This window comes from Pseudomonas sp. P108 (assembly GCF_032613195.1).
GTDB lineage: Bacteria > Pseudomonadota > Gammaproteobacteria > Pseudomonadales > Pseudomonadaceae > Aquipseudomonas.
In genome coordinates this window covers 6,423,076-6,448,283 of sequence record NZ_CP126691.1, presented here as the reverse complement: position 1 = coordinate 6,448,283, position 25,208 = coordinate 6,423,076, and the positions used below count along the sequence as shown (strand labels likewise).

At 59.3% G+C, this 25,208-nt stretch carries 23 protein-coding genes and 1 pseudogene; 10 read left to right on the top strand and 14 right to left on the bottom strand.

The window, feature by feature from the left end; genetic code table 11:
• Positions 1 to 5: 5 nt before the first annotated feature.
• The 4 genes from spoT to QOM10_RS28670 all read right to left on the bottom strand — a co-directional run bounded on the left by spoT (position 6) and on the right by QOM10_RS28670 (position 4,096).
• Positions 6 to 2,111 (bottom strand): bifunctional GTP diphosphokinase/guanosine-3',5'-bis pyrophosphate 3'-pyrophosphohydrolase, encoded by a 2,106-nt coding sequence (spoT, locus tag QOM10_RS28685; RefSeq protein WP_007920338.1) that lies wholly within the window; start codon positions 2,109 to 2,111, stop codon positions 6 to 8.
• A gap of 57 nt (positions 2,112 to 2,168) precedes the next feature.
• The gene (rpoZ, locus tag QOM10_RS28680; protein WP_127930233.1) at positions 2,169 to 2,432 is read right to left on the bottom strand and encodes a DNA-directed RNA polymerase subunit omega; all 264 of its coding nucleotides are present in this window, start codon (positions 2,430 to 2,432) and stop codon (positions 2,169 to 2,171) included.
• A gap of 167 nt (positions 2,433 to 2,599) precedes the next feature.
• Complete coding sequence (gene gmk, locus QOM10_RS28675; RefSeq protein WP_007920339.1) at positions 2,600 to 3,220, bottom strand: guanylate kinase; 621 nt, start codon at positions 3,218 to 3,220, stop codon at positions 2,600 to 2,602.
• Positions 3,221 to 3,232: 12 nt separating this feature from the next.
• A complete protein-coding gene (locus tag QOM10_RS28670; RefSeq protein WP_150749845.1) occupies positions 3,233 to 4,096 on the bottom strand; it encodes a YicC/YloC family endoribonuclease in 864 nt (287 codons plus the stop codon).
• 268 nt (positions 4,097 to 4,364) lie between these two features.
• On the opposite strand from QOM10_RS28670, the gene rph reads away from it, so the two are divergent.
• The 3 genes from rph to gltS all read left to right on the top strand — a co-directional run bounded on the left by rph (position 4,365) and on the right by gltS (position 7,053).
• Positions 4,365 to 5,087, top strand: coding sequence for a ribonuclease PH (gene rph, locus QOM10_RS28665; RefSeq protein WP_016985814.1), 723 nt, complete (start codon positions 4,365 to 4,367; stop codon positions 5,085 to 5,087).
• A 28-nt stretch (positions 5,088 to 5,115) separates the two neighbouring features.
• Positions 5,116 to 5,484, top strand: a complete 369-nt coding sequence (locus QOM10_RS28660; protein WP_007920344.1) for a DUF4870 domain-containing protein — start codon at positions 5,116 to 5,118, stop codon at positions 5,482 to 5,484.
• Positions 5,485 to 5,841: 357 nt separating this feature from the next.
• Positions 5,842 to 7,053, top strand: a complete 1,212-nt coding sequence (gene gltS, locus QOM10_RS28655; protein ID WP_127930231.1) for a sodium/glutamate symporter — start codon at positions 5,842 to 5,844, stop codon at positions 7,051 to 7,053.
• 79 nt (positions 7,054 to 7,132) lie between these two features.
• Here gltS and QOM10_RS28650 read toward each other — a convergent pair whose 3' ends face one another.
• Positions 7,133 to 7,912, bottom strand: a complete 780-nt coding sequence (locus tag QOM10_RS28650; RefSeq protein WP_007920349.1) for an exodeoxyribonuclease III — start codon at positions 7,910 to 7,912, stop codon at positions 7,133 to 7,135.
• A gap of 82 nt (positions 7,913 to 7,994) precedes the next feature.
• On the opposite strand from QOM10_RS28650, the gene pyrE reads away from it, so the two are divergent.
• Complete coding sequence (pyrE, locus tag QOM10_RS28645; RefSeq protein ID WP_316917314.1) at positions 7,995 to 8,639, top strand: orotate phosphoribosyltransferase; 645 nt, start codon at positions 7,995 to 7,997, stop codon at positions 8,637 to 8,639.
• 167 nt (positions 8,640 to 8,806) lie between these two features.
• Here the strand turns inward: pyrE and argB are convergent, their stop codons facing one another.
• The 4 genes and pseudogenes from argB to coaBC form a co-directional block, all read right to left on the bottom strand.
• The gene (argB, locus tag QOM10_RS28640) at positions 8,807 to 9,712 is read right to left on the bottom strand and encodes an acetylglutamate kinase (protein ID WP_007954443.1); all 906 of its coding nucleotides are present in this window, start codon (positions 9,710 to 9,712) and stop codon (positions 8,807 to 8,809) included.
• A 17-nt stretch (positions 9,713 to 9,729) separates the two neighbouring features.
• A pseudogene (locus QOM10_RS28635) lies at positions 9,730 to 11,106 on the bottom strand (phosphomannomutase/phosphoglucomutase); the annotation flags it as partial.
• Positions 11,107 to 11,430: 324 nt separating this feature from the next.
• Positions 11,431 to 11,886, bottom strand: a complete 456-nt coding sequence (dut, locus tag QOM10_RS28630; protein ID WP_016985816.1) for a dUTP diphosphatase — start codon at positions 11,884 to 11,886, stop codon at positions 11,431 to 11,433.
• 5 nt (positions 11,887 to 11,891) lie between these two features.
• Entirely contained in the window at positions 11,892 to 13,100 is a 1,209-nt protein-coding gene (gene coaBC, locus QOM10_RS28625; protein ID WP_316918404.1) for a bifunctional phosphopantothenoylcysteine decarboxylase/phosphopantothenate--cysteine ligase CoaBC, read from the bottom strand.
• A 134-nt stretch (positions 13,101 to 13,234) separates the two neighbouring features.
• Here coaBC and radC point away from each other — a divergent pair, with 134 nt between their 5' ends.
• Entirely contained in the window at positions 13,235 to 13,909 is a 675-nt protein-coding gene (gene radC, locus QOM10_RS28620) for a RadC family protein (RefSeq protein WP_102901456.1), read from the top strand.
• 133 nt (positions 13,910 to 14,042) lie between these two features.
• Here the strand turns inward: radC and QOM10_RS28615 are convergent, their stop codons facing one another.
• The gene (locus QOM10_RS28615; RefSeq protein WP_316917313.1) at positions 14,043 to 15,629 is read right to left on the bottom strand and encodes an ABC transporter substrate-binding protein; all 1,587 of its coding nucleotides are present in this window, start codon (positions 15,627 to 15,629) and stop codon (positions 14,043 to 14,045) included.
• Between the two features lie 448 nt (positions 15,630 to 16,077).
• Between QOM10_RS28615 and rpmB the strand changes: the two genes are divergently transcribed.
• Both rpmB and rpmG read left to right on the top strand, forming a co-directional pair.
• Positions 16,078 to 16,311: a 50S ribosomal protein L28 gene (rpmB, locus tag QOM10_RS28610; protein ID WP_007920377.1), complete on the top strand. Its 234-nt coding sequence runs from the start codon at positions 16,078 to 16,080 to the stop codon at positions 16,309 to 16,311.
• 11 nt (positions 16,312 to 16,322) lie between these two features.
• Positions 16,323 to 16,478 carry a 50S ribosomal protein L33 gene (gene rpmG, locus QOM10_RS28605; protein ID WP_003177274.1) on the top strand — a complete coding sequence of 52 codons (156 nt, stop codon included), beginning with the start codon at positions 16,323 to 16,325 and terminating at the stop codon, positions 16,476 to 16,478.
• A gap of 180 nt (positions 16,479 to 16,658) precedes the next feature.
• Here rpmG and QOM10_RS28600 read toward each other — a convergent pair whose 3' ends face one another.
• Entirely contained in the window at positions 16,659 to 17,021 is a 363-nt protein-coding gene (locus tag QOM10_RS28600; protein ID WP_064589815.1) for a cupin domain-containing protein, read from the bottom strand.
• A gap of 240 nt (positions 17,022 to 17,261) precedes the next feature.
• On the opposite strand from QOM10_RS28600, the gene QOM10_RS28595 reads away from it, so the two are divergent.
• Together QOM10_RS28595 and QOM10_RS28590 are read left to right on the top strand one after the other, a co-directional pair.
• On the top strand, positions 17,262 to 18,755 hold the full coding sequence (locus tag QOM10_RS28595) for an aldehyde dehydrogenase (protein WP_127930228.1): 1,494 nt from the start codon (positions 17,262 to 17,264) through the stop codon (positions 18,753 to 18,755).
• 191 nt (positions 18,756 to 18,946) lie between these two features.
• Positions 18,947 to 20,089, top strand: coding sequence for an MFS transporter (locus QOM10_RS28590; protein WP_127930227.1), 1,143 nt, complete (start codon positions 18,947 to 18,949; stop codon positions 20,087 to 20,089).
• An 87-nt stretch (positions 20,090 to 20,176) separates the two neighbouring features.
• Here QOM10_RS28590 and QOM10_RS28585 read toward each other — a convergent pair whose 3' ends face one another.
• Both QOM10_RS28585 and QOM10_RS28580 read right to left on the bottom strand, forming a co-directional pair.
• Entirely contained in the window at positions 20,177 to 21,745 is a 1,569-nt protein-coding gene (locus QOM10_RS28585) for a phospholipase D family protein (protein ID WP_160042334.1), read from the bottom strand.
• A gap of 60 nt (positions 21,746 to 21,805) precedes the next feature.
• The gene (locus QOM10_RS28580) at positions 21,806 to 23,227 is read right to left on the bottom strand and encodes a PLP-dependent aminotransferase family protein (RefSeq protein ID WP_160042332.1); all 1,422 of its coding nucleotides are present in this window, start codon (positions 23,225 to 23,227) and stop codon (positions 21,806 to 21,808) included.
• A 178-nt stretch (positions 23,228 to 23,405) separates the two neighbouring features.
• Here QOM10_RS28580 and QOM10_RS28575 point away from each other — a divergent pair, with 178 nt between their 5' ends.
• A complete protein-coding gene (locus QOM10_RS28575) occupies positions 23,406 to 23,648 on the top strand; it encodes a DUF1127 domain-containing protein (RefSeq protein WP_127930225.1) in 243 nt (80 codons plus the stop codon).
• A 114-nt stretch (positions 23,649 to 23,762) separates the two neighbouring features.
• Here the strand turns inward: QOM10_RS28575 and QOM10_RS28570 are convergent, their stop codons facing one another.
• The gene (locus QOM10_RS28570) at positions 23,763 to 25,073 is read right to left on the bottom strand and encodes an NAD(P)/FAD-dependent oxidoreductase (protein WP_160042330.1); all 1,311 of its coding nucleotides are present in this window, start codon (positions 25,071 to 25,073) and stop codon (positions 23,763 to 23,765) included.
• Positions 25,074 to 25,208: the final 135 nt, after the last annotated feature.

Here is a 25,208-nt window from a genome sequence, read left to right as displayed (position 1 = left end):
TTGAGTTATGCACGCATGCGGGTGATGCGGATCACCCCGGTCAAAGCGCGCAGCTTCTTGATCACGCGGGCCAGGTGCACACGGTCGTGGACGCTGACCACCAACTGGACAACGCTGATGCGACCATCGCGTTCGTCCATGCTGATTTTCTCGATATTGCCGTCGGCTGCGTTAACGCTGCTGGCCAGCAGGGCGATCAGGCCGCGCTGGTGTTCCAGCTCGACGCGCAGTTCGACGTTGAATTCGCCGGTGACATCCTTGGCCCACGAGAGCTGGATGCATTTTTCCGGGTTGTGCCTGATTTCGCTGATGTTGCGGCAGTTGTCCAGGTGCACGACCATGCCTTTGCCCGCCGACAGGTGCCCGACGATCGGGTCGCCCGGGATCGGCGTGCAGCACTTGGCGTAGCTGAGCACCAGACCTTCGGTGCCGCGAATCGCCAGCGGACCTTCAGGGCTTGGCAGTTGTTCGCCTTCGCCAAGCAGGCGGCGGGCGACCACATAGGCCATGCGATTACCCAGGCCAATGTCTTCGAGCAAGTCTTCGATCAGTTCGAGGCGGTACTCGGTGAGCATGGCTTTGACGCGTTCGGCCGGGATCTTCTCCAGCGAACTGTCGAAACCATTGAGAACCTTGTTCAGCAGGCGTTCGCCGAGGCTGATGGATTCAGAACGGCGTTGCAGTTTCAGCGCATGACGGATGTGCGTGCGCGCCTTGCCGGTGACCACGAAATTGAGCCACGCCGGGTTTGGCCGTGCGCCGGGAGCACTGACGATCTCGACCGTGGAACCGCTTTGCAGCGGCTCGGACAGCGGTGCGAGTCGACGGTTGATCCGGCAGGCAATGCAGCTGTTGCCGACATCGGTGTGGACCGCGTAGGCAAAGTCGACCGCCGTGGAGCCTTTCGGCAGCTCCATGATCCGGCCTTTCGGCGTGAACACGTAGACTTCGTCCGGGAACAGGTCGATCTTCACGCTCTCGATGAATTCCAGCGAGTTGCCGGCGCGTTGCTGCATTTCCAGCACGCCTTTGACCCACTGACGGGCGCGGGCGTGAGTGCCTTTCGGCTGCTCGTCACCACTGGACTTGTACAGCCAATGGGCAGCGATGCCGTTGTTGGCCATCTCTTCCATTTCGCGGGTACGGATCTGGATCTCGATCGGTACGCCGTGCATGCCGAATAGCGTGGTGTGCAGCGACTGATAGCCGTTGGCCTTGGGGATCGCGATGTAATCCTTGAAGCGTCCTGGCAGCGGTTTGTACAAATTATGTACAGCACCTAGCACGCGGTAGCAGGTATCGACCTTGTCGACGATGATCCGGAACGCGTAGACGTCCATGATCTCGTTGAAGGCCCGACGTTTGCCGCGCATTTTCTTGTAGATGCCGTAGAGGTGTTTCTGGCGACCGCTGACTTCGCCCTGGATGCCGTCGATAGCGAGGCAATGGCCGAGGGATTCTTCGATCTTGTTGACGATTTCCTTGCGGTTGCCCCGGGCGCGTTTGACCGCCTGGTAGATCCGCGCGGAGCGCATCGGGTGCATCGCCTTGAAGCCGAGGTCTTCGAATTCGATGCGGATCGCATGCATTCCCAGCCGGTTGGCGATGGGCGCGTAGATTTCGAGGGTTTCCTTGGCGATCCGGCGGCGTTTTTCGCCGGACAGCACTTCCAGTGTGCGCATGTTGTGCAGGCGGTCTGCGAGTTTGACCAGGATCACGCGAATGTCGCGCGCCATGGCCATGGCCATTTTCTGGAAGTTTTCGGCCTGGGCTTCGGCCTTGGTCTCGAAATTCATCTGGGTCAGTTTGCTGACCCCGTCGACCAGTTCGGCCACGGTTTCACCGAACTGCGCTTGCAGCGCTTCCTTGGCGATACCGGTGTCTTCGATCACGTCATGCAGCATCGCAGCCATCAGGCTCTGATGGTCCATGTGCATGTCGGCAAGAATATTGGCCACGGCAAGAGGATGCGTGACATACGCCTCGCCACTGCGACGGCGTTGACCGTCATGGGCTTGTTCGGCGTAGAAATACGCTCGGCGGACCAGGTTGACCTGGTCGTTGCCGAGGTAGGTCGATAAGCGATCGGCGAGGGCGTCTATGCTCGGCATGATGATTCCTGCCGTAAGCTGTGATCCCGCGCCGTGCTACGTCGACCAAGCATAGGCTTAGACGGCCTCGTTGGACTCGTCCTCGAACGCTGCGAACAGCGGCTCTTCCTGGACGATTTCCTGCTCGGCGATGAACTCGTAGCTCATCAGGCCTTCAGCGATTTCACGCAGGGCGACAACAGTCGGCTTGTCGTTTTCCCACTGGACCAGTGGCTCTTTGCCGCCGGTGGCCAGTTGACGGGCACGCTTGGTAGAGAGCATGACCAGCTCAAAGCGGTTTTCCACGTGTTCTAGGCAGTCTTCAACGGTTACGCGGGCCATGGTATTCCTCGGAGCGAATGCAATATGCGCGCTGCCCGGTTGGGCGAGCGGACTCAACAGTTTAAAAAATCACCAGCGATTAGGGAAGCGCTGATTTTTTGACCAAGCCCTTCAACGCGCTGCAAGCACCAATGTAAAGCGCTTGCAGCGGTTTTGGGAAGTGCTGATTATCCGAGCAATTCGGCCAGCAATTTGCCGAAACGTACTTGCTGGCGTTTCTGTTGCAGCTGATTGGCGCGGAAAATCGCCTTCAGATCGTCCAGTGCGTGAGCAAAATCGTCGTTGATGATCAGGTAGTCGTACTCGACATAGTGACTCATCTCGTTGACCGCTTCGCGCATCCGGCCGTCGATGATCTCGTCGCTGTCCTGACCGCGGTTGGTCAGGCGTTGGTGCAGGGCCTGAAGCGACGGCGGCAGGATAAAGATCGAGCGTGCCTGCGGCATCAGCTTGCGCACTTGCTCGGCGCCTTGCCAGTCGATTTCAAGAATCAGGTCGTGACCTTCGTCCAGCGTCTGCTGCAGGCGGCTTTGCGAGGTGCCGTAGAAGTTGCCAAAGACTTCGGCGCGTTCGAGGAAGTCGCCGTGCTCGCCCATTTTCACGAACTCTTCGCGGGTCACGAAGTGATAGTTCACGCCGTCCACTTCACCTGGGCGCATGGCGCGGGTGGTGTGGGAAACCGAAACGCGAATTTCCGGTATGGCATCGGTCAAAGCCTTGACCAGACTGCTCTTGCCCGCGCCCGATGGCGCGGAAATGATGTACAGGGTGCCGGTGCTGTGGGTCATGTCGGGGTTGCCTTACTCAATATTCTGCACTTGTTCGCGCATCTGCTCGATCAACACTTTGAGGTTGACGGCCGCCTGGGTGCTGCGCGGATCGAAGGCCTTGGAGCCCAGTGTGTTGGCTTCGCGGTTGAGTTCCTGCATCAGGAAGTCGAGGCGGCGTCCGGCCGCACCACCGGACTTCAGTACCCGGCGCACTTCGATGATGTGGGTGCTCAGGCGATCCAGTTCTTCGGCCACGTCGCTCTTTTGCGCGAGCATGACCATTTCCTGTTCGAGGCGCTGTGGATCCAGTTCGGCCTTCATGTCGGTGAAGCGATCGAGGACCTTCTGGCGCTGAGTGGCGAGCATTTGCGGCACCAGTTCACGCAGGGTCACGACGTCTTCTTCGATAGAGGTCAGGCGCTCGTTGATCAAGCGTGCCAGCTCCGCGCCTTCGCGCTCGCGGCCGGCCTTCAACTCTTTCAAGCCTTGATTGAACAGGGCGAGTGCGTCGGCGTTCAGTGTCTGCGGGTCGCTCGCATCGCCGACCAGTACGCCGGGCCAGGCCAGCACCTCAAGCGGATTCAGTGCGGCAGGATTCTTGATCAGGCCGGCAACGGTCTCGGCCGCAGCGACCAACTGCGCGGCGCGCTCGCGATCGACTTGCAGCGCTTTGCCGGTGCTTTCTTCGGTGAAACGCAGGGTGCATTCCAGTTTGCCTCGCGACAGACCTTGACGCAGCGCTTCACGCACCGCGCCTTCGAGGTCGCGAAACGACTCCGGCAAACGCAGGTGCGGTTCAAGGTAGCGGCTGTTGACCGAGCGCAGTTCCCAGCTCAGGGTGCCCTGGGCGCCGGCTTTTTCGACGCGGGCGAAGGCGGTCATGCTGTGCACCATGGCGGTGACCTCGCAATGCAGATCGGCGCAGCAGATGTTCCGCAGGCTCGATATCAATGAATTTAAGCCGACTGGCAGCAAAGGCGCAGGATTGTAGCGCAGTGCGGCGAATGCGCCCAAACACACGGTGTGACAAAGGGCTGCAGCCCGTCGGTAATGGGTGTTTCAAGGGCTTCAGTCGTCGTCCCGATTTTTTAGCGAGTGCCCAGGGGCGGTGCAGCACTCTATAATGCTCGGCAGTTTTCCGTCCTCAGTACAGGTATCTCCTATGAAACGTCCAAGTGGTCGCGCTGCCGATCAGCTCCGCTCGATCCGCATTACCCGCAACTACACCAAGCACGCCGAAGGTTCGGTGCTGGTCGAATTCGGTGATACCAAAGTCATCTGCACCGTCAGCGTCGAAAACGGCGTGCCGCGCTTCCTCAAAGGCCAGGGCCAGGGTTGGCTGACCGCCGAGTACGGCATGCTGCCGCGCGCCACTGGCGAGCGTAACCAGCGTGAAGCGAGCCGTGGCAAGCAGGGCGGTCGCACTCTGGAAATCCAGCGCCTGATCGGCCGTTCCCTGCGCGCTGCGCTGGACATGTCCAAGCTGGGTGATGTCACCCTGTATGTCGACTGCGATGTGATCCAGGCTGACGGCGGTACTCGTACCGCTTCCATTACCGGTGCCATGGTTGCACTGGTTGACGCGTTGAAAGTGATCAAGAAGCGCGGCGGCCTCAAAGGCGGCGATCCGCTCAAGCAAATGATCGGTGCCGTGTCGGTTGGCATGTATCAGGGCGAAGCCGTGCTGGATCTGGACTATCTTGAAGATTCCGCCGCCGAGACTGACCTCAACGTGGTGATGACCAGCACCGGTGGTTTCATCGAAGTACAGGGCACTGCCGAAGGCGCGCCGTTCCAGCCGGAAGACTTGAACGCCATGCTGGAGCTGGCCAAGCAGGGCATGAACGAAATCTTCGAACTGCAAAAGGCTGCACTGGCCGACTGAGCAGGTGCATAACCGCAAGGAGGACACGATGAGTGACGAGCAAGAGTTGCTGCCCAAACCGAGCCAGGAGGTTCGCCAGTGGGCGATGTTTTGTCACTTGTCCGCCTTGCTGGGGATCTGGATTCCGTTCGGCAATCTGATCGGACCATTGATCCTTTGGCAGATGAAGCGCGAGACAGATCCGTTCATCGATGCGCAGGGCAAGGAGGCGTTGAATTTTCAGATCACCGTCGCCATCGCCTCGTTGATTTGCTTCCTGCTGATGGTTCTGATCATCGGGTTCTTCCTGCTGGGGATACTGGCGATCGGCGCGCTGGTTTTGACGATCATCGCCGGTGTGAAAGCCAATGAAGGTTTTCCTTACCGATATCCGTTTACCTGGCGACTGATCAAATAACAAGCTCGAAAAGTTTAAAATCAATGCCCTGACCTGTCAGGGCATTTTTATTTATGCAACTAAATTAGTCTCTACTATATGTAGGAATAATCTGACTGCGATGACTGGTCGATACTCTTTCCGTATATACACTTTTGGTCACAACTGTATTGGCTTAGTTTGGATTCATGGCCTTGGAATCAAAGGCGACGATTGTTAAAGTTGGCCGAATAATATTTCTCCTGAAATATTAAGATATATTCAAGCCATCGAAGGCTTTTGAATTTCCGAGTAATCAGTGTTGAGACAATCAGCCGGTTCATGAGGCGCGTGCAGGTAAACAGCTCGCCTCTGAATATATAGCCAAGAATAATCCCAATGATTCAGCTCGATTTTTACGGAACACTTGTGGCCGCCTCGTTAGTGCTTCTGCTAGGGCGCGGGCTCGTTATGCGTGTTGGTTTCATGCGCAGTTACAATATCCCCGAGCCTGTCGCGGGTGGCTTGGTAGTTGCCTTGCTTTTATTGCTGCTGCGAATGTTCGATATTGAAATTCGTTTCGATACTTCCCTGCAGACACCTTTGATGCTGGCCTTTTTTGCCACCATTGGTCTGAGCGCAGACTTTGCCAGCCTGAAGAAAGGCGGCCGCATAGTTGGGGTATTTCTCCTGGCGGTCACCGGGCTGTTGGTGGTGCAGAATGCCATGGGTATCGGCTTGGCAAAAATGCTCGGGCTTGATCCATTGATGGGGCTGCTGACCGGTTCGATCACTCTGGCGGGCGGTCATGGCACCGGTGCTGCGTGGGGTACGGTATTCAGCGAGAAGTACGGTCTGGCGTCTGCGTCGGAACTGGCGATGGCATCCGCGACGTTTGGCCTGGTGCTGGGTGGTCTGATCGGCGGACCAGTCGCGCGCTTGCTCATCAAGCGAGTGCAACTGCCCGGTTGTCAGAGTCAGGATGCGCCGCCGCGGTTGCCAAAAGGCTTCGAGCAACCAAACAAGGAACGCTCGATTACGCCGTTTTCGTTTATAGAAACACTCGCCCTGATCGCGGTCAGTTTGCTGGCGGGCAATCTGTTGAACGGTCTGCTGCAGGGGACCGCATTCGAGTTGCCAACGTTTGTTTGTGTCCTGTTTGTAGGCGTGGTGTTGCGCAACGGGCTCTCGGCGCTGGGCCTGTATCAGGTGTTCGAGCGTGAAGTGTCGGTGCTGGGTAATGTCAGCTTGTCGCTGTTTCTGGCGATTGCCCTGATGTCGCTCAAGTTGTGGGATCTGGCCGCACTGGCGTTGCCGATTTTCATCATTCTGGCTGTACAGGCGCTGGTCATGGCGTTGTTCGCGATTTTCGTGACGTTCCGGATGATGGGGCGCAACTACGACGCGGCCGTGCTGGCTGCGGGGCATTGCGGTTTTGGCCTGGGCGCCACGCCGACTGCCATTGCCAACATGCAGGCCGTGACACAGCGCTACGGTCCCTCGCAGATCGCGTTTCTGGTGGTGCCGATGGTCGGGGCGTTCTTCATCGACATCATTAATGTCATCGTCATCAAGCTGTATCTGGCTTTGCCGTTCTTCGCAGCTGTCTGAATTCGAGCCTGCCTGGACGTGACGCATAAAAAATGCCCGTATCTTGCGATACGGGCATTTTTTAACTGCGAAACGACGCTTAGATGGTCAGCGTCCAGTCGTAGTCGACGATCAGTGGCGCGTGCTGCGAGAACCGTGGCTGACGTGGCAGACGTGCACTGCGCACGAAGCGTCGCAAGCCCGGGGTCAGGATCTGGTAATCGAAACGCCAGCCCAGATTGAGCATCTCGGCCTGTTCGTTATCCGGCCACCAGCTGTACTGGTCGCCTTCACGGCTGACTTCGCGCAGGGCATCGACATAACCCATGTTGCCGACAATCTCGTCCATCCAGGCGCGTTCTGGCGCCAGGAAGCCCGGGGATTGCTGGCTGTCGCGCCAGTTCTTGATGTCGAGCTTCTGCTGCGCCACGTACAGCGAGCCACAATAAATGTACTCGCGACGTTTACGCCGCTGTTTGTCCAGGTACTTGCCGAAGTCGTCCATGAGCTTGAACTTCTGGTTCAAGTCCTCATCGCCGTTCATCCCCGAAGGAAGCAGCAAGGTGGCAATACTGACTTTGTCGAAATCTGCTTGCAGGTAGCGCCCGTAGCGGTCGGCCGTCTCGAAACCGAGACCGCTGATGACAGCCTTCGGTTGCAACCGCGAATACAAAGCCACGCCGCCTTGGGCAGGGACTTCAGCATCGCAGGCATAAAGGAAGTAGCCATCCAGTTGGAAGGCTGGGTCATCCAGTTCAAAGGCGGAGGCACGGGTGTCCTGCAGGCAGATGACGTCGGCATTCTGTGCTTGCAGCCAACTGAGCAAACCACGCTCGACTGCAGCCTGAATACCATTGACGTTCACACTGATGATCCGCATAAATGGCCCCAAAAATCGCGTGCGTGTATGATACACGGCGTCAAGCTAATTAGCTAAATCCGTGGTATTTGGGGTTTTTTTCATGCAAGCGTATCAGCGCGATTTCATTCGTTTTGCCATCGATCGCGGCGTTTTGCGCTTCGGTGAGTTCACCCTGAAGTCCGGGCGCACCAGTCCTTACTTCTTCAATGCCGGCCTGTTCTACTCGGGCTCGGCTCTGGCGCAGCTGGGGCGTTTCTACGCGGCAGCCATCGCTGAAAGCGGTATTCCCTTCGACGTTCTGTTTGGCCCGGCCTACAAAGGCATTCCGCTGGCGGCAACCACTGCCGTCGCGCTGGCCGAGCATCACGACCGTGACCTGCCATGGTGCTTCAACCGCAAGGAAGCCAAGGCCCACGGTGAAGGCGGCAGCCTCGTTGGCGCCCCGCTGACTGGGGACGTGCTGATCATTGATGACGTAATCACTGCGGGTACGGCAATCCGCGAAGTGATGCAGATCATCGCTTCCCAGGACGGCGCCAAAGCTGCCGGCGTGCTGATCGCGCTGAACCGTCAGGAGCGTGGCAACGGTGAGTTGTCGGCGATCCAGGAAGTCGAGCGTGATTTCGGCATTCCGGTGATCAGCATTGTTTCGTTGAATCAGGTGCTGGAGTTCCTTGCCGATGATCCGCAGCTCAAGCAACACCTGCCAGCCGTAGAAGCTTATCGCGCGCAGTTCGGCGTTTAACCGCAGAGCACTGTGGGAGCGAGCCTGCTCGCGAAGAGGCCTTCACATTCAACATTGATGTGATGCAGAGACCGCTTTCGCGAGCAGGCTCGCTCCCACAGGGATTGCCGGCAAAAAAAGACCCCGCTCAGCCAGGCTGAGCGGGGTCTTTTTGTTTGCGCTAAAGCTTAAGGACGCTTGCGATTGCTGATCAGCGTGCCCACACCGGTGTCGGTGAAGATTTCCAGCAGGATCGCGTTCGGCACGCGACCGTCGATGATCAGCGAGCTGCCCACGCCGCCCTGAACCGCTTCCAGCGCGCAACGGATCTTCGGCAGCATGCCGCCGTAGATGGTGCCGTCGGCGATCAGATCATCGACCTGCTGCGTGCTGAGACCGGTCAACACCGTGCCCGACTTGTCCATCAGGCCGGCGATGTTGGTCAGCAGCATCAGCTTCTCGGCTTTCAGCGCCTCGGCGACTTTACCGGCCACCAGATCGGCGTTGATGTTGTACGACTCGCCGTTCTCACCCACACCAATCGGCGCGATGACCGGGATGAAGTTGCCTTTGACCAGCAGGTTAAGCAGCTCGGTGTTGATCCCGACGACTTCGCCGACGTGACCGATGTCGATGATTTCCGGCTGGGTCATCTCCGGGGTCTGGCGGGTCACGGTGAGCTTCTTCGCACGAATCAGCCCGGCGTCTTTACCGGTCAGGCCGATGGCGCTGCCGCCGTGGCGGTTGATCAGGTTGACGATGCTTTTGTTGACCTGGCCGCCCAAGACCATTTCCACGACGTCCATGGTCGCCGCGTCGGTGACGCGCATGCCATCGACGAAGTGGCTTTCGATCGACAGGCGCTTGAGCAGATCACCGATCTGCGGGCCGCCGCCGTGCACGACCACCGGGTTGATGCCCACAGCTTTCATCAGCACGATGTCGCGGGCGAAGCCGGTTTTCAGCTCCTCGCTTTCCATCGCGTTGCCGCCGTATTTGATCACCAGGGTCTTGCCGACATAGCGTCGGATGTAAGGCAGCGCTTCGGACAGGACCTTGGCAGTGTTGGCGGCGGCATCGCGTTCGAGGGTCATTCAGGGCTCCGGGTGGATCAGAACGGTAGTTGGAGATCAGGTGCAACACGTTTCAATTGGGCGTGGAACACGTCTTTGATGCGCTGTAGTTCAGCCTCGTCATCGGCCTCGAAGCGCAGCACCAGCACCGGTGTGGTGTTGGATGCGCGCACCAGGCCCCAGCCTTTGGCGTAGTCGACTCGCACGCCGTCGATGGTGGTCAGGTCAGCGCCTGCGCCCCACTGTGCGTCGTGCAGTGCATCAATGATGCTGAATTTGCTCTCTTCGGTCACATGGATATTGATTTCCGGCGTAGAAATATCATTCGGGAAGGTCGCAAACAGCTCTTCCGCGGTGGATTTTTCCTTGCTGAGGATCTCCAGCAGCCGTGCGGCGCTGTAGATACCGTCGTCGAAACCGAACCAGCGCTCCTTGAAGAAGATGTGCCCGCTCATTTCACCGGCCAACAGCGCGCCGGATTGTTTCATTTTCTTTTTGATCAACGAATGACCAGTCTTCCACATTAGCGGCCGACCACCGTATTCCTTGATCAGCGGCACCAGACGACGGGTGCATTTGACGTCGAAGATGATTTCCGCGTCCGGGTTGCGCGCCACGACGTCGCGAGCGAACAGCATCAGCAGGCGATCCGGGTAGACGATGCTGCCGGTGTTGGTCACCACGCCGACACGGTCGCCGTCGCCGTCGAAGGCCAGGCCGATGTCGGCGTTGGTTTCCTTGACCTTGGCGATCAGGTCGACGAGGTTCTCAGGCTTGCCCGGATCCGGGTGATGATTCGGGAAGTTGCCGTCGACATCGCAGAACAGCGGGATGACTTCGCAGTTCAGCGCTTCGATCAATTGCGGGGCGATCACACCGGCCGCGCCGTTGCCGCAGTCGACCACGACCTTCATGCGCCGCGCCAGTTTGATGTCCTGGACGATTTCGGTGTTGTAGCGGTCGAGGATCTCGACCTGGGTGACGCTGCCCGCGCCGCTGCTCAGGTTGTTGGTCTTGAGGCGCTCGTGCAGGGCCTGGATCTGTTCGTTGGCGAGGGTGTCGCCGGCGATGACGATCTTGAAACCGTTGTAGTTCGACGGGTTGTGGCTGCCGGTGAGCATTACCCCGGACTTACCGGCCAGGACGTTGGCGGCGTAATACAGCGCCGGGGTCGGCACCAGACCAACGTCGCTGACGTGGCAGCCGCTTTCGGCGATACCGCGAATCAGTTCTGCAACCAGCTCCGGACCGGACAAACGGCCGTCGCGGCCGACGGATACGTTCGGCTCACCTTGGGCCAGGCTCTGCGAACCGATGGCGCGGCCGATCCAGTAAGCGGTCTCGGCATTAAGGAATTCCGGCACGGTGCCGCGAATATCATAGGCGCGGAAAATGCTGTCAGGCAGCTTCGGGGCGATCTTGGCTGGGGTGCTCATCTACGGAAATGCTCCATCTCGAAAGTGGCGGGACAGACCGACGAATCGTTCGACGGCAGGCTCAAACTGAAGGGTATGACGGCGTTTTCCACAGAGAGTTCGTGCTGTGAAAGGGCCATGACGCCTCGGTTGGCGTGGCTTTCGGCCGGCAAAACCTTGATTTACGGTGTTAAAACCTGCCGCGGAAAATGCACAAATTTCCCCCGTAGGAGCTGCCGCAGGCTGCGATCCTTTGACTTTGTTTTTTAAGATCAAGATCAAAAGATCGCAGCCTGCGGCAGCTCCTACAGGATATTCATCCGGTTATTTGGTGCCGGTATGACCGAAACCGCCGGTGCCGCGTTCGGTTTCAACGAACTCTTCAACCATTTCGAAATGCGCCTGTACCACCGGTACCAGCACCAGTTGCGCCAGACGTTCGCCGACGGTCATGGTGAAATCGGTCTGGCCACGGTTCCAGCAGGACACCATCAGCGGGCCTTGGTAATCGGAGTCGATCAAACCCACGAGGTTGCCCAGCACGATGCCGTGCTTATGGCCCATGCCCGAGCGCGGCAGGATCAGCGCGGCGAGGTTCGGGTCGCCGATATAAACCGACAGACCGGTCGGGATCAGCACGGTTTCACCCGGTTTGATCACAATGTCCTGCTCCAGCATGGCGCGCAGGTCGAGGCCGGCGGAACCCGGGGTGGCGTATTGCGGCAGCGGGAATTCGGTGCCGATGCGTGGGTCGAGGATCTTGGCTTGCAAAGCGTGCATGTAAATTAAACCTGGTTCAGACGTTCGGCGATAAAAGTGACCAGTTGGCGAGCGATCTTGCTCTTGCTGGTCTGGGCGAAAACCGTGGCGTGCAGCGCACGGTCAATCACGCTGCAGGCGTTTTCTTCGCTGTTGAAACCGATGCTCGGGTTGGCGACGTCATTGGCGACGATCAAATCGAGATTCTTGTCTTTCAACTTGCGTGCAGCGTAGTCGAGCAGGTGTTCGGTCTCGGCGGCAAAGCCGACACTGAACGGACGGTCGGGACGGGTCGCGATGGTGGCCAGGATGTCCGGGTTACGCACCATTTGCAGGACGAAGCCGTCACCGCTCGTAGGATCTTTCTTGAGTTTTTGCGGGGCAACGACTTCCGGACGGTAGTCCGCCACCGCTGCCGAGGCGATGAACACGTCGCAAGGAATCGCGGCTTCGCAGGCCGCGAGCATGTCGCGGGCACTGACCACGTCGATACGGGTGACGCGATCCGGCGTCGGCAGGTGCACCGGGCCGCTGATCAAGGTGACGCGAGCGCCGGCTTCAACCGCCGCTTCGGCGAGGGCAAAGCCCATTTTCCCGGAGCTGTGGTTGGTGATGTAGCGCACCGGGTCGATGTTTTCCTGGGTCGGGCCGGCGGTGATCACCACATGCTTGCCGGTCAGTGCCTGACGCTGGAAGCAATCCGCTGCGCATTGCGCCAGATCGGTGGCTTCCATCATCCGGCCCATGCCGACGTCGCCGCAGGCCTGGCTGCCCGAGGCCGGGCCGAAGGTCTTCAGGCCACGGCTTTCAAGGAGTTGCAGGTTGGCCTGGGTCGCCGGATCGCGCCACATCGCCTGATTCATCGCGGGGGCGACGGCCACGACGGCGTCGGTGGCGAGTACCAGCGTGGTCAGCAAATCGTTGGCGATGCCTTGGGCCAGACGGGCGATCAGGTCCGCGGTAGCCGGGGCGATCAGCACCAGATCGGCCCACTTGGCCAGCTCGATGTGGCCCATCGCAGCTTCTGCGGCCGGGTCGAGCAAGTCGAGGTGCACAGGGTGGCCAGACAAGGCCTGCATGGTCAGCGGGGTGATGAACTCGGCGCCACCGTGGGTCATGACCACACGCACTTCGGCGCCCTGGTCGATCAGGCGACGAACCAGATCAGCGCTCTTGTAGGCCGCGATGCCGCCGCCGACGCCCAGAACGATGCGTTTCCGATACAGCCGCTGCATAGGTCTGCCTTTCATTTCGTTGATGACTGCGGTGCGATGCCCCCTCCCCAGGGTTGAATCGACCACAAAAAAGATGGGCTACGATATCACAGCGACCGCTACGGAACAGCGGCGCCCACAGACAGGGAATGTGTATGAGTATTCGCGATTGGCCTGCGGCGGAACGGCCGCGGGAAAGGTTATTGGAGCATGGGGCAGCGAGCCTCTCGGACGCTGAGTTGTTGGCGATTTTTCTGCGCACCGGATTGCCCGGGATAAGCGCTGTAGACCTGGCGCGTAATCTGTTGACTCAATTCGGCAGCCTGCGTTTGCTGCTTGAGGCCGATCAGCACGCATTCAGCAAACAATTGGGACTCGGGCCGGCGAAGTTTGCGCAACTGCAGGCGGCTCAGGAAATGAACAGGCGACATCTGGCTGAGAAGTCACGGCAGAAACCAGCCCTGGAAAACCCTCAGGTCGTTCGCGATTATCTGAAAGCGATGCTGCGTCACGAACCGCATGAGGTGTTTGGTTGCCTGTTTCTCGACTCCAAACATCAAGTACTGAATTTCGAGATCCTGTTTCGCGGTTCGATCGACAACACCAGTGTGCATCCCCGCGAGGTGGTTAAGCGATGTTTGGCCAATAACGCGGCGGCGTTGATCCTGTGCCACAACCATCCATCGGGGAATACGGACCCCAGTCAGGCCGATCGGCTGCTGACCAAGCGCCTGCAAAAGGCGCTGGAGCTGATTGATGTGCGGGTGCTCGATCACTTCATCGTCGGCGATGGTGAGCCGCTGTCGATGGCGGAGTGTGGCTGGATGTAGTTCTCAGGGACAAACGCTATACCCCTGTAGGAGCGAGCCTGCTCGCGATAGCAATTTTCCAGTCACCGAATGGGTTGACTGAAATGACGCCATCGCGAGCAGGCTCACTCCTACAGGTTATGTGCAGGGCAGGTTATTTGAGGTTGACCTTGGAATAGTCCTGACGGCCAAACGGGCTCACGGAGTAACCCTGAACGTCTTTGCGTGTGAGCGCATAGGCTGTCGGGTGCGCCAGCGGCAACCACAGCGCCTGCTGCTGAATCTGCGTCTGCGCCTGCTCATACAGCTTGGTGCGCACGCCTTGCTCGCTGGTGGTCTTGCCGGCGCTGATCAGCTTGTCCAGATCGGCATTGCAGTAGCGTGCGAAGTTGGTACCCGACTTGACCGCCGCGCAGGAAAACTGCGGCGTGAGGAAGTTGTCCGGGTCGCCGTTATCGCCGGCCCAGCCCATGAACAGCAGATCATGCTCGCCGGCCTTGGCGCGACGAATCAACTCTCCCCACTCGATCACGCGGATTTCCGCCTGAATGCCGATTTCCGCCAGATCTGACTGCAACATCTGTGCGCCCAGGCTCGGGTTCGGATTCAGCAGGCTGCCGGAAGGACGCGTCCAGATGGTGGTCTGGAAACCGTCCTTCAACCCGGCCTTGGCCAGCAATGCCTTGGCTTTGGCGACATCGTGCGGGTAACCCGGCAGGTTCTTCGCGTAACTCCAGGTGTTCGGCGGGTAAGGGCCGTTGGCGGCTTCGGCGGTGTCTTCAAACACAGCCTTGATGTAGTTGGCCTTGTCGAAGGCGAGGTTGATTGCCTGACGCACTTCCGGCTTGTCCAGCGGCGGATGCTGGCTGTTAATGCCGACGAAAGCGGTCATGAACGCGTCAGTCTTTTCGACTTTCAGCGTCGGTTCTTTCAGCGCGGCTTGTACGTCGAGTGGCTTCGGTGACAGGGCGATCTGGCATTCATTGCGCCGCAGTTTTTGCAGGCGCACGTTGGCGTCCGGGGTGATGGCGAAGATCAACGGGTCAACCGCAGGCTTGCCGCCGAAGTAATCCGGGTTGGCCTTGTAGCGGATCGCCGCATCTTTCTGGAAGCGGTTGAACACGAACGGGCCAGTGCCGATCGGCTGGCTGTTGAGCTTGTCCGTGGCGCCGGCCTTCATCAGTTTGTCGGCGTATTCGGCGGAGTAGATCGAGGCGAAGCCCATGCTCAGGGTCGCCAGGAATGTCGAGTCCGGATGATCAAGAGTGAAGCGTACGGTCAGCGGATCGAGTGCGTCGATTTTCTTGATCAGCGCAGGCAGTTGCATCGACTGTGCGTGCGGGAAGCCGCTTTGAGCGACCTTGTGCCACGGGTTGGCCGGGTCGAGCATGCGGTCGAAGCTGAATTTGACGTCTTCGGCGGTCAGCTCGCGGCTCGGCTTGAAGTATTCGGTCGTGTGAAACTTCACCTGCGGGTGCAGCTTGAACACGTAAGTCAGGCCATCGGTGCTGACTTCCCAGCTGTCGGCCAGGCTCGGCACGACTTTGCCGCTGGCGGTATCGAAGTCCACCAGACGGTTCATCAGTACGTCCGCCGAGGCGTTGGTGGTGGTCAGCGAGTTGTATTGCACCACGTCGAACCCTTCCGGGCTGGCCTCGGTGCAGACGCTCAGCGCGGCGGCCTGGGCCAGGGGGCTCATCAGGAGCGGGGCAAGCAACAGGGGTAGGGCAGCGAGGCGCATGGTCGGTTTCCTTTTACAGATCGAAGGCCCATCTGCAAGTGCAGTCTGGAAAAGGCCTACCCTAGAGGTCTGGATTACAAATGACTATCCCCTTTTTGCATTTTCGGGGCACAGTGATGGCCGTTTTTCAGGCTGCGGGGGGCGGCCAAAAGTCTGAAACACCCGCAAGGGTGGTTTTCTGCGACGAGTGGTAAAAATCGATGCCAGCCTTTATCCAAGGCGTTCGCAGGCTGAAAAAGCGCCTTTTTGTGGATTGTTTGCACACCGAATGTTGTTGCTCCGAAGTCTTTCTGGTATAAAGCAGCGCTCTTTTCTAGGGGCCCGGTTCCTTCACTGTAGGTGTAGCCGGTAAGACCTCTAAAGAAACGCGGCGCCTGGCGCCAAATGACTGAGAGATTAAGCGGCCAACCCATGCCGGGTTGGGCATGTGGTTTTAGAGGGCTGAGGCATGTCGAGAGTATGTCAAGTTACCGGTAAGGGTCCGGTGACTGGGAATAACATTTCCCACGCAAACAACAAAACCCGTCGTCGTTTCCTGCCGAACCTGCAGCATCACCGCTTCTGGGTTGAAGAAGAGAAACGTTTTGTGCGTCTGCGCGTATCTGCCAAAGGCATGCGTATCATCGACAAGCGTGGCATCACTGTCGTGCTCGCCGAACTTCGCCGCGATGGCAAGATTTAAGGGAGCTAATCATGCGTGAATTGATTCGTTTGATCTCGAGCGCCGGTACTGGTCACTTCTACACTACCGACAAGAACAAGCGTACTACCCCGGACAAAATCGAGATCAAGAAATATGATCCGGTTGTTCGCAAGCACGTGATCTACAAGGAAGGCAAAATCAAGTAATTGATTTTCCCCGACTTACGAAAAAGGCCCGTATCTCACGATACGGGCCTTTTTTGTTGCCTCGGATTTTGTGTTTCCTGTTCTGGCCCCTTCGCGAGCAGGCTCACTCCTACATTTGAATGCGGTCACCTGTAGGAGTGAGCCTGCTCGCGATAGGGCCGGATCAGCCAGCGAAAATCCTCAAGCCTTCTGTTCGAAGATCACATAGATCTTGCGGCAAGCCTCCAGCACTTCCCAAGTGCCACGAAACCCCGCCGGAATCACAAACCGGTCGCCCACACGCAAGGTCTTGGCATTGCCATCGCTGTCACGCAGCACCGAAACCCCCTGCAGGATTTCGCAATACTCATGCTCGGTGTAATTCACCGTCCACTGCCCAACCGCACCTTCCCACACGCCGACGCCCATCTGCCCGCAAGGGCTTTCGTACTGATGGAACACCGCTTGCTCAGGATCACCCTTGAGCACTTTCGCCGGGTCCGGACGATAGCGTTCGGCTTCGCTGCTGGTGAGGCTGATGTCGACGACGTTCTGGATGTTCATTGTTGTTATCCCCCGTGAATACGGCGCGATTGGCTGGAAAGGCCCAAAGTCTATGTTGATTAAAATCAACACCGCAAGGCCGTATGACCACCTTATGTCAAATATATTGAAACAACCCCGGCCGCTGGTTTAGGGTGGCGGGTGCCTCTGGCCGAAAAAACCGGCTGGCCGGGCAGAATTCCTGAGGACGCTGGCGAAGATCGCGCGGCGCTCGTATTCAACAAGCGGAGGACACTCGAAATGACCACCCTGACTCGTGCCGACTGGGAACAACGCGCCCGCGACCTGAAAATCGAAGGCCGCGCCTACCTCAATGGCGAATACACCGACGCCGTCTCCGGCGAGACCTTCGAGTGCATCAGCCCGGTCGATGGCCGTCTGCTCGGCAAGATTGCCAGCTGTGACGCCGCCGACGCCCAACGCGCTGTTGAGAACGCCCGCGCCACGTTCAATTCCGGCGTCTGGTCGCGCCTGGCGCCGACCAAACGCAAAGCCACCATGATCCGTTTTGCCGGCCTGCTCAAGCAGCACGCCGAAGAACTGGCCCTGCTTGAAACCCTCGACATGGGCAAGCCGATCAGCGATTCGCTGTACATCGACGTTCCGGGCGCGGCGCAAGCGCTGAGCTGGAGCGGTGAAGCGATCGACAAGATTTACGACGAGGTCGCGGCCACGCCGCACGATCAACTGGGTCTGGTGACCCGCGAGCCGGTGGGCGTTGTCGGTGCCATCGTGCCGTGGAACTTCCCGTTGATGATGGCCTGCTGGAAACTCGGCCCGGCGCTGTCGACCGGTAACTCGGTGATCCTCAAGCCGTCGGAAAAATCCCCGCTGACCGCCATCCGCATCGCCGCACTGGCGGTTGAAGCGGGTATTCCGAAAGGCGTGCTCAACGTACTGCCGGGTTATGGTCATACCGTTGGCAAGGCGCTGGCCCTGCACAACGACGTCGACACACTGGTGTTCACCGGTTCGACCAAGATCGCCAAGCAACTGATGATCTACTCCGGCGAATCGAACATGAAGCGTGTCTGGCTGGAAGCCGGCGGCAAGAGTCCGAACATCGTCTTTGCCGATGCCCCGGATCTGCAAGCCGCTGCCGAATCCGCTGCCAGCGCAATCGCCTTCAACCAGGGCGAAGTCTGCACCGCCGGTTCGCGTCTGCTGGTCGAGCGTTCCATCAAAGACAAGTTCTTGCCGATGGTGATCGAGGCGTTGAAAGCCTGGAAGCCGGGCAATCCGCTGGATCCGGCGACCAACGTTGGTGCGCTGGTCGACACCCAACAGATGAACACCGTGCTGTCGTACATCGAGTCCGGCCACAGCGATGGCGCCAAACTGGTGGCTGGCGGTAAGCGCATTCTTCAGGAAACCGGCGGCACTTACGTTGAGCCGACTATTTTCGACGGTGTGAGCAACGCGATGAAGATCGCTCAGGAAGAGATCTTCGGCCCAGTGCTGTCGGTCATCGCTTTCGATACCGCTGAAGAAGCGATCCAGATAGCCAACGACACGCCGTACGGCCTGGCCGCCGCGGTCTGGACCCAGGACATCTCCAAGGCTCATCTGACCGCCAAGGCGCTGCGTGCCGGCAGCGTGTGGGTCAATCAGTACGACGGCGGCGACATGACTGCGCCGTTCGGCGGCTTCAAACAGTCGGGCAACGGCCGCGACAAGTCGCTGCACGCGTTCGACAAGTACACCGAGCTGAAGGCGACGTGGATCAAGCTGTAAGCCGTTAGGAGGGTCTGTTCGCAAGAGCAGATCCTCCAGACGAGGCAGATCCCTGTGGGAGCGAGCCTGCTCGCGAAAGCGGTGTATCAGTCAGCCCATGTGCTGAATGTGAAACCGCTTTCGCGAGCAGGCTCGCTCCCACATTTGTTTGATGTGGTCTCTAAAAATAATTATCCACAGGAGCGTGGAACATGCGGTGGGCGACGTATTTCGCCGTGTTGGCGTCTGTCTTGAGTGTCGGTCTGGCCCTGGGGGTCAGCATGCCGTTGGTGTCGTTGCGCCTGGAAGGCTGGGGTTACGGTTCCTTCGCCATCGGTGTAATGGCAGCGATGCCGGCGATTGGCGTGTTGTTGGGCGCGAAGATTTCCAGCCATTTGGCGGCGCGCTTTGGCACGGCGAACCTGATGCGCCTGTGCCTGTGGGCTGGGGCATTGTCGATCGGTTTGCTGGCGCTGTTGCCGAGCTATCCGATCTGGCTGGTGCTGCGCCTGATGATCGGCGTGATCCTGACTATCGTGTTCATCCTCGGCGAGAGCTGGATCAATCAGTTGGTGGTCGAGCACTGGCGTGGCCGGTTGGTGGCGCTGTATGGCAGCAGCTATGCGTTGAGCCAACTGTCGGGGCCGTTGTTGCTGGGCGCGTTGGGCACTGAACATGATTACGGTTTCTGGGTCGGTGTCGGTTTGCTGGTGGTTTCGCCGTTGCTGTTACTCGGTCGCAGCGGTGCGCCAAGCAGTGAAGCGAGCAGCGTGACGTTCCGCGACCTCTGGGGATTTGCGCGCGAGCTGCCAGCAATTGCCTGGGCGGTGTCGTTGTTTGCCGCGTTCGAAGCGATGATCCTGACGTTGCTGCCGGTGTATTGCCTGCAGCAGGGTTTCACGGCCGAGATCGCGCTGGCGATGGTCAGCACCGTGGTGGTGGGGGATGCGTTGCTGCAATTGCCGATTGGCGCGTTGGCCGATTACCTGTCGCGACGTACGTTGTTCGCGGGTTGTGCGGTGGTGTTGATGCTGTCGAGTCTGGCGATTCCAATGTTGCTCGACACGCTGCTGATCTGGCCATTGTGGGTATTGTTCGGGGCGAGTGCCGGTGGTTTGTTCACCCTGTCGCTGATTCTGATTGGCGAGCGTTATCGCGACGATGCGCTGGTGCGCGCCAATGCGCACATCGCGCAATTGTGGGGTGTCGGTTGTCTGGTCGGGCCGCTCGCGGCGGGGGCGGGCAGCCAGTGGATCAGCGGGCATGCGTTGCCGTTGCTGATGGCGATCGGGGCGTTCGGGTTGGTGATTCTGCTCTTGCGCCAAGGGGCGTTTGGCACAGCTCAGACGGCTTGAAGTCAAAAGATCGCAGCCTTCGGCAGCTCCTGCAGGAGGAATGCATTTCAACTGCAGGAGCTGCCGAAGGCTGCGATCTTTTGCTTTTTAAAGCATTCGCTCAAGGCCGACAGTGGTGCTGAACCACGCGTTGAATCGTCGCCACCAACTCCCCGGCTCCTTGGTCAGGGTGTGCATCTGGCCGTTGTCCTCAGTCACCCAGACGATCTGCCCGTTCTCAAGCTTCGCCTCATAGCTCAACGCTGGCGCCATGCCCTGCAAGGCCAGTTCGCGCACATGCCCGGCCAGTTCCGGGCTGTCGACCAACACCCCGACCTCGGTATTCCACAGCACCGAGCGCGGGTCGAAGTTGAATGAGCCGATAAACGATTTCTGCCGATCAAAGATCATTGCTTTGCTGTGCAGGCTTGAGTCCGAACCACGAAACGACTTGCTGTAAAACACATGCGGGCCGCTGCCATAGTTATCCCCAGGCTGGCGCCGCAGTTCATACAACTTCACGCCATGCTCCAGCAACGCCTTGCGATACGGTGCATAGCCGCCATGCACCGCCGGTACATCGGTGGCCTCCAGCGCGTTGGTCAGCAGGCTCACCGAGACGCCGGCATCGGCGCGACCGGTCAGGTAAACCAGACCTGGCTGGCCCGGCACGAAGTACGCCGAAATCATGATCAGCTCTTTGCTCACGCCTCTGAGCTCGGGTGCCAGTTGCGTGGTCAGCAGCAATTGCGGATCCGGCTCACCCTTGGCCAAGACCTTGCTCGGCGCGTCCCACAATGCCTGATTCCACGCCCAGATCAGCTCTTTGCGCCAGATGTCCATGCGCGGCGCAGTCTTGAAGGTCATCAATTGCTGATACAGCGCGTGATTCTGTTTGCGGGTTTCTTCCAGCGACTCTTCCAGGCGCGTGCGGGTGTTTTTCAGGTCTTTGGCGGTCGGCTGGCTGGAGAGGAATTCGTCGATCGGTTTGCTCAGGGCGCTGTTCCAGTACTGGTCGAAACTGTGGCCGAGCTGCTCGGCGACAGGCCCGACACTGAGCATGTCGATATCAGTGAAATTCAGATTCGGCTCGGCGTCGAAATACTCGTCACCCAGATTGCGTCCGCCGACGATGGCCGCGCTGTTGTCCGCCAGCCACAGCTTGTTGTGCATACGCCGATGTTGCAGCGATAGATTGAACAAGCGGCCTGCTGCCCGCGTGACGCCGGTACTGCGGCCAAGGTGGAGTGGATTGAACAGACGAATCTGAATCTGCGGATGCGCCGCGAGTGTGGCGATGATCTGGTCGAGGCCATCGCTGGTGGTGTCATCGAGCAGGATGCGCACGCGCACGCCACGGTCGGCAGCCTTGAGCAGTTCCTCCACCAGCATTCGCGTGCTGATGCCGTCGTGGACGATGTAGTACTGCAGATCGAGGCTGGTCTGGGCGTTGCGGATCAGTTCGGCGCGGGCGGTGAACGCCTCGCTGCTGTTGGACAGCAGGCGAAAACCCGAGCGGCCCTGATAGGGCGCCGCTTGCGCCTGGATCGAACGGCCGAAGCTGGAATCGGATGCCGGCAATGCCTGACTCGGCTCGCGCGGAACATCGAGACTGGCACAGCCACTCAGGAACGAGGCGAGTAACAGCAAAGCGAACAGGGGCTGTCTGAAGCTCACGTAGGGTCATTCCGAATGGCGGCTAGGGTCGGCATATGGACGCGGTTCTCTGGAAAAAGGTCAGTCGGCTTCGGCCAGCAATCTGACAGCGGTCTCGCCGACTTTGCGCACCGCCTCTTCGATCTGCGCTGTCGGTTTGGCAGCGTAGTTCATGCGCAGGCAATTGCGGTACTTGCCCGAAGCGGAAAAGATGCTGCCGACGGCAATCTGTACGCTTTGGTCGTGCAACTCACGATTCAGTTTCAGGGTGTCGAAACCTTCCGGCAATTCGACCCACAACATGAAGCTGCCTTGGGGCCGACTGGCGCGGGTACCTGCCGGGAAATAGCGGGTCACCCAATCGATCATCAGGTCGCGGCTGCGCTGATATTGCGTGCGCATGCGCCGCAAGTGCGGTTCGAAGTGGCCGGCCTTGAGGAATTCGGCGATGGCGATCTGTGGCTGCGGTGCGGTCGATCCGGTGCTGATGTATTTCATGTGCAGCACGCGCTCGAGGTATCGGCCCGGTGCGACCCAACCAATGCGCAGCCCCGGCGCCAAGGTCTTGGAAAACGAACTGCACAGCAGCACACGGCCGTCTTCGTCGAAGGATTTGATCGTGCGCGGACGCGGGTAGGTGTAGGCCAGTTCGCCATACACATCGTCCTCGATGATCGCCACATCAAAGCGTTGCGCGAGGTTGAGCAGGGCGCGTTTGCGCGACTCCGGCATGATGTAGCCGAGCGGGTTATTGCAGTTCGGGGTGAGCTGGATGACTTTGATCGGCCATTGTTCAAGCGCCAGTTCCAGCGCTTCGAGGCTGATGCCGGTAAGCGGGTCGGTGGGAATTTCCAGGGCTTTCATGCCCAGGCCTTTGAGCGTTTGCATGGCGCCGTGGAAGCTCGGCGAATCGACCGCGACGATGTCGCCCGGCTCGCAGATCGCGTGGATGCTGGTGGACAGCGCTTCGTGGCACCCGGTGGTGACGACCAGGTCGCTGGCGCTCAACTGGCAACCGGAATCGAGCATCAGCCGAGCGATCTGTTCGCGCAGTTCGAGAGTGCCGTGAATGTTGTCGTAATACAGACCGGGCATGTCCTGGCGGCGGCTGATCCGCGCCAGACCGCGCAGCAACGGTTTCATGGTTGGCGAGCTGATGTCGGGCATGCCGCGACCCAGTTGCACGACGTCCTTGCGCGGCACCGCGCGAATCAATTCCAGCACTTGATCCCATTGCGAAATCTCCACCGGCCGTTGCGCCGGACGACCGACGGCGGGCAGCTCCGGCAGCTCGCGACCGACCGGTACAAAGTAGCCGGACTTGGGTTTTGGTGTGGCCAGGCCACTGTCCTCGAGCATGCGATAGGCCTGTTGCACCGTGCTCAGGCTGACCCCGTGTTCGACGCTCAAGGCGCGCACCGACGGCAACCGATCGCCGGGTCGATAGAAACCGTTTTCGATGCGCGTGCCGAGCAATTCGGCGAGGTTTACGTAAAGGGTCATGGTTCTGCCTCGGTGCGGTGATTCGATATACCAGTACAGATGTGGCAAAAAACGACAATTCAGTCGGCAAAGCGGCAAATCTGTATGGAGTTAATACAGTCGCTTTGAATCTGTAACGGTTTTGCTCGCCCGCGCATCATGGAATCTCTGGCTACCCAAGTAAACAGGAGCATTGAAAATGAACGGCTTGAGCGATGTGCGGCTGACGTTACACAGTCAGGAACTGGCGGCAGGGCAGAAGGACAACGCACGCAATCTCATGCGTAACGCGCCATCCGGTCTTAGCCGCTGGAACCTGTTCTGGCATCGTCTGCACACGCGCAAGGCGTTGCTGGCGCTGACGGCGGACCAGCTCAAGGATATCGGGCTGACCCGTGAGCAGGCGCTGGAGGAGGGGTTGAAGCCGTTCTGGCGGATCTGACAACCACTGATCGTTCCCACGCTCTGCGTGGGAACGCCGCCCCGGACGCTCCGCGTCCGTTGTGACGCAGAGCGTCACTGGATGCATTCCCACGCAGAGCGTGGGAACGATCAATCAGACCAACTCTTTAAGGCGATGCCACAACATCCCCAACGCCAACAACGGCGAGCGCAAATGCTTGCCGCCCGGGAAGGTGATGTGCGGCACCTTGGCAAACAGATCAAACCCGCCACCCTGTTGCCCGCTGATCGCCTCGGCCAGCAACTTGCCCGCCAGGTGCGTGGCATTCACCCCGTGTCCGGAATAGGCCTGTGCGTAATACACGTTCGGCTGGTCCGCGAGCCGGCCAATCTGCGGCAAACGATTAGCGCCGATGCCGATCATGCCGCCCCACTGATAATCGATCTTCACCCCAGCCAGTTGCGCAAATACCTCGAGCATCTTCGGCTGCATGTAGGCGCCGATATCCTTCGGATCGCGCCCGGAATAATGGCAGGCGCCGCCGAACAGCAAACGACGATCCGCCGAGAGCCGGTAGTAATCCAGCGCGACACGCTGGTCGCAGACTGCCATGTTCTGCGGCAGCAGGCTGTGCGCCTGTTCTTCGCTCAACGGTTCGGTCGCGATGATGTAGCTGCCTGCGGGCAGGACCTTGCCGCTGAGTTGCGGATTCAGATCATTGAGATAGGCATTGCAGCCGAGGACCAGCGTGTTCGCGCGTACCAAACCTTGGGCTGTATGGACTTTGACTTCAGGGCCGTAATCGATACGCGTCACTGCGGAGTGTTCAAACAGTTTGACGCCCAATTGCTGCGCCGCTTCGGCTTCACCCAGCGCGAGATTCAGCGGATGCAGATGTCCTGACCCCATGTCGATCAAACCGCCGACATAGCGCTTGGAGCCGACCACCGTGTGCATTTCGTTGGCTTGCAGCAGACGGGTTTCGTAGCGATAGCCTAGGCTGCGCAGTTCTTCGGCGTCTTCGGCAAAACCTTCGAGGTCGGCGGGCTTGTTGGCGAGATCGCAGTAGCCCCAGGTCAGATCGCAGGCAATCTGAAAGCGCTCGACCCGCTGGCGAACGATTTCCACCGCTTCCAGGCCCATGAGTTTCATCTCGCGCACGCCGTCGCTGCCGATGACATTGGCGAACTGATCGAGACCGTGACCGACGCCGCGAATCAACTGCCCGCCGTTGCGGCCGCTGGCGCCCCAGCCGATCTTGTGCGCCTCGAGCAACACCACGCTGAGGCCGCGTTCAGCCAGTTCCAGTGCCGTGTTCAACCCGGAAAAACCGCCACCAACCACGCAGACATCAGCCACCATTTCACCTTGCAGCGCAGGATGATCCGGCTGCGGCAGGCTGCTGGCGGCGTAGTAAGAGGCAACGTGGGGTTGGCTCGCGGAGGTGAAGGCGCGGGCAGTCATGGGCGTCATCCAACGGCTAAGTGTCGAGAAAATTTGACGGAGCATAAGCCGCACGCCTGAACGTGGGCAACACTGGTCGGCCTGCGGTGTCTGGATCACGGCTTTTGCGGCACAATTGCCGTCTATTCCACCTTG

Bases quoted from the DNA above. Each gene is read 5' to 3' on its own strand.
- spoT (WP_007920338.1), bottom strand. From the start codon at position 2,111: ATGCCGAGCATAGACGCCCTCGCCGATCGCTTATCGACCTACCTCGGC.
- rpoZ (WP_127930233.1), bottom strand. From the start codon at position 2,432: ATGGCCCGCGTAACCGTTGAAGACTGCCTAGAACACGTGGAAAACCGC.
- gmk (WP_007920339.1), bottom strand. From the start codon at position 3,220: ATGACCCACAGCACCGGCACCCTGTACATCATTTCCGCGCCATCGGGC.
- QOM10_RS28670 (WP_150749845.1), bottom strand. From the start codon at position 4,096: ATGGTGCACAGCATGACCGCCTTCGCCCGCGTCGAAAAAGCCGGCGCC.
- rph (WP_016985814.1), top strand. From the start codon at position 4,365: ATGAAACGTCCAAGTGGTCGCGCTGCCGATCAGCTCCGCTCGATCCGC.
- QOM10_RS28660 (WP_007920344.1), top strand. From the start codon at position 5,116: ATGAGTGACGAGCAAGAGTTGCTGCCCAAACCGAGCCAGGAGGTTCGC.
- gltS (WP_127930231.1), top strand. From the start codon at position 5,842: ATGATTCAGCTCGATTTTTACGGAACACTTGTGGCCGCCTCGTTAGTG.
- QOM10_RS28650 (WP_007920349.1), bottom strand. From the start codon at position 7,912: ATGCGGATCATCAGTGTGAACGTCAATGGTATTCAGGCTGCAGTCGAG.
- pyrE (WP_316917314.1), top strand. From the start codon at position 7,995: ATGCAAGCGTATCAGCGCGATTTCATTCGTTTTGCCATCGATCGCGGC.
- argB (WP_007954443.1), bottom strand. From the start codon at position 9,712: ATGACCCTCGAACGCGATGCCGCCGCCAACACTGCCAAGGTCCTGTCC.
- dut (WP_016985816.1), bottom strand. From the start codon at position 11,886: ATGCACGCTTTGCAAGCCAAGATCCTCGACCCACGCATCGGCACCGAA.
- coaBC (WP_316918404.1), bottom strand. From the start codon at position 13,100: ATGCAGCGGCTGTATCGGAAACGCATCGTTCTGGGCGTCGGCGGCGGC.
- radC (WP_102901456.1), top strand. From the start codon at position 13,235: ATGAGTATTCGCGATTGGCCTGCGGCGGAACGGCCGCGGGAAAGGTTA.
- QOM10_RS28615 (WP_316917313.1), bottom strand. From the start codon at position 15,629: ATGCGCCTCGCTGCCCTACCCCTGTTGCTTGCCCCGCTCCTGATGAGC.
- rpmB (WP_007920377.1), top strand. From the start codon at position 16,078: ATGTCGAGAGTATGTCAAGTTACCGGTAAGGGTCCGGTGACTGGGAAT.
- rpmG (WP_003177274.1), top strand. From the start codon at position 16,323: ATGCGTGAATTGATTCGTTTGATCTCGAGCGCCGGTACTGGTCACTTC.
- QOM10_RS28600 (WP_064589815.1), bottom strand. From the start codon at position 17,021: ATGAACATCCAGAACGTCGTCGACATCAGCCTCACCAGCAGCGAAGCC.
- QOM10_RS28595 (WP_127930228.1), top strand. From the start codon at position 17,262: ATGACCACCCTGACTCGTGCCGACTGGGAACAACGCGCCCGCGACCTG.
- QOM10_RS28590 (WP_127930227.1), top strand. From the start codon at position 18,947: ATGCGGTGGGCGACGTATTTCGCCGTGTTGGCGTCTGTCTTGAGTGTC.
- QOM10_RS28580 (WP_160042332.1), bottom strand. From the start codon at position 23,227: ATGACCCTTTACGTAAACCTCGCCGAATTGCTCGGCACGCGCATCGAA.
- QOM10_RS28575 (WP_127930225.1), top strand. From the start codon at position 23,406: ATGAACGGCTTGAGCGATGTGCGGCTGACGTTACACAGTCAGGAACTG.
- QOM10_RS28570 (WP_160042330.1), bottom strand. From the start codon at position 25,073: ATGACTGCCCGCGCCTTCACCTCCGCGAGCCAACCCCACGTTGCCTCT.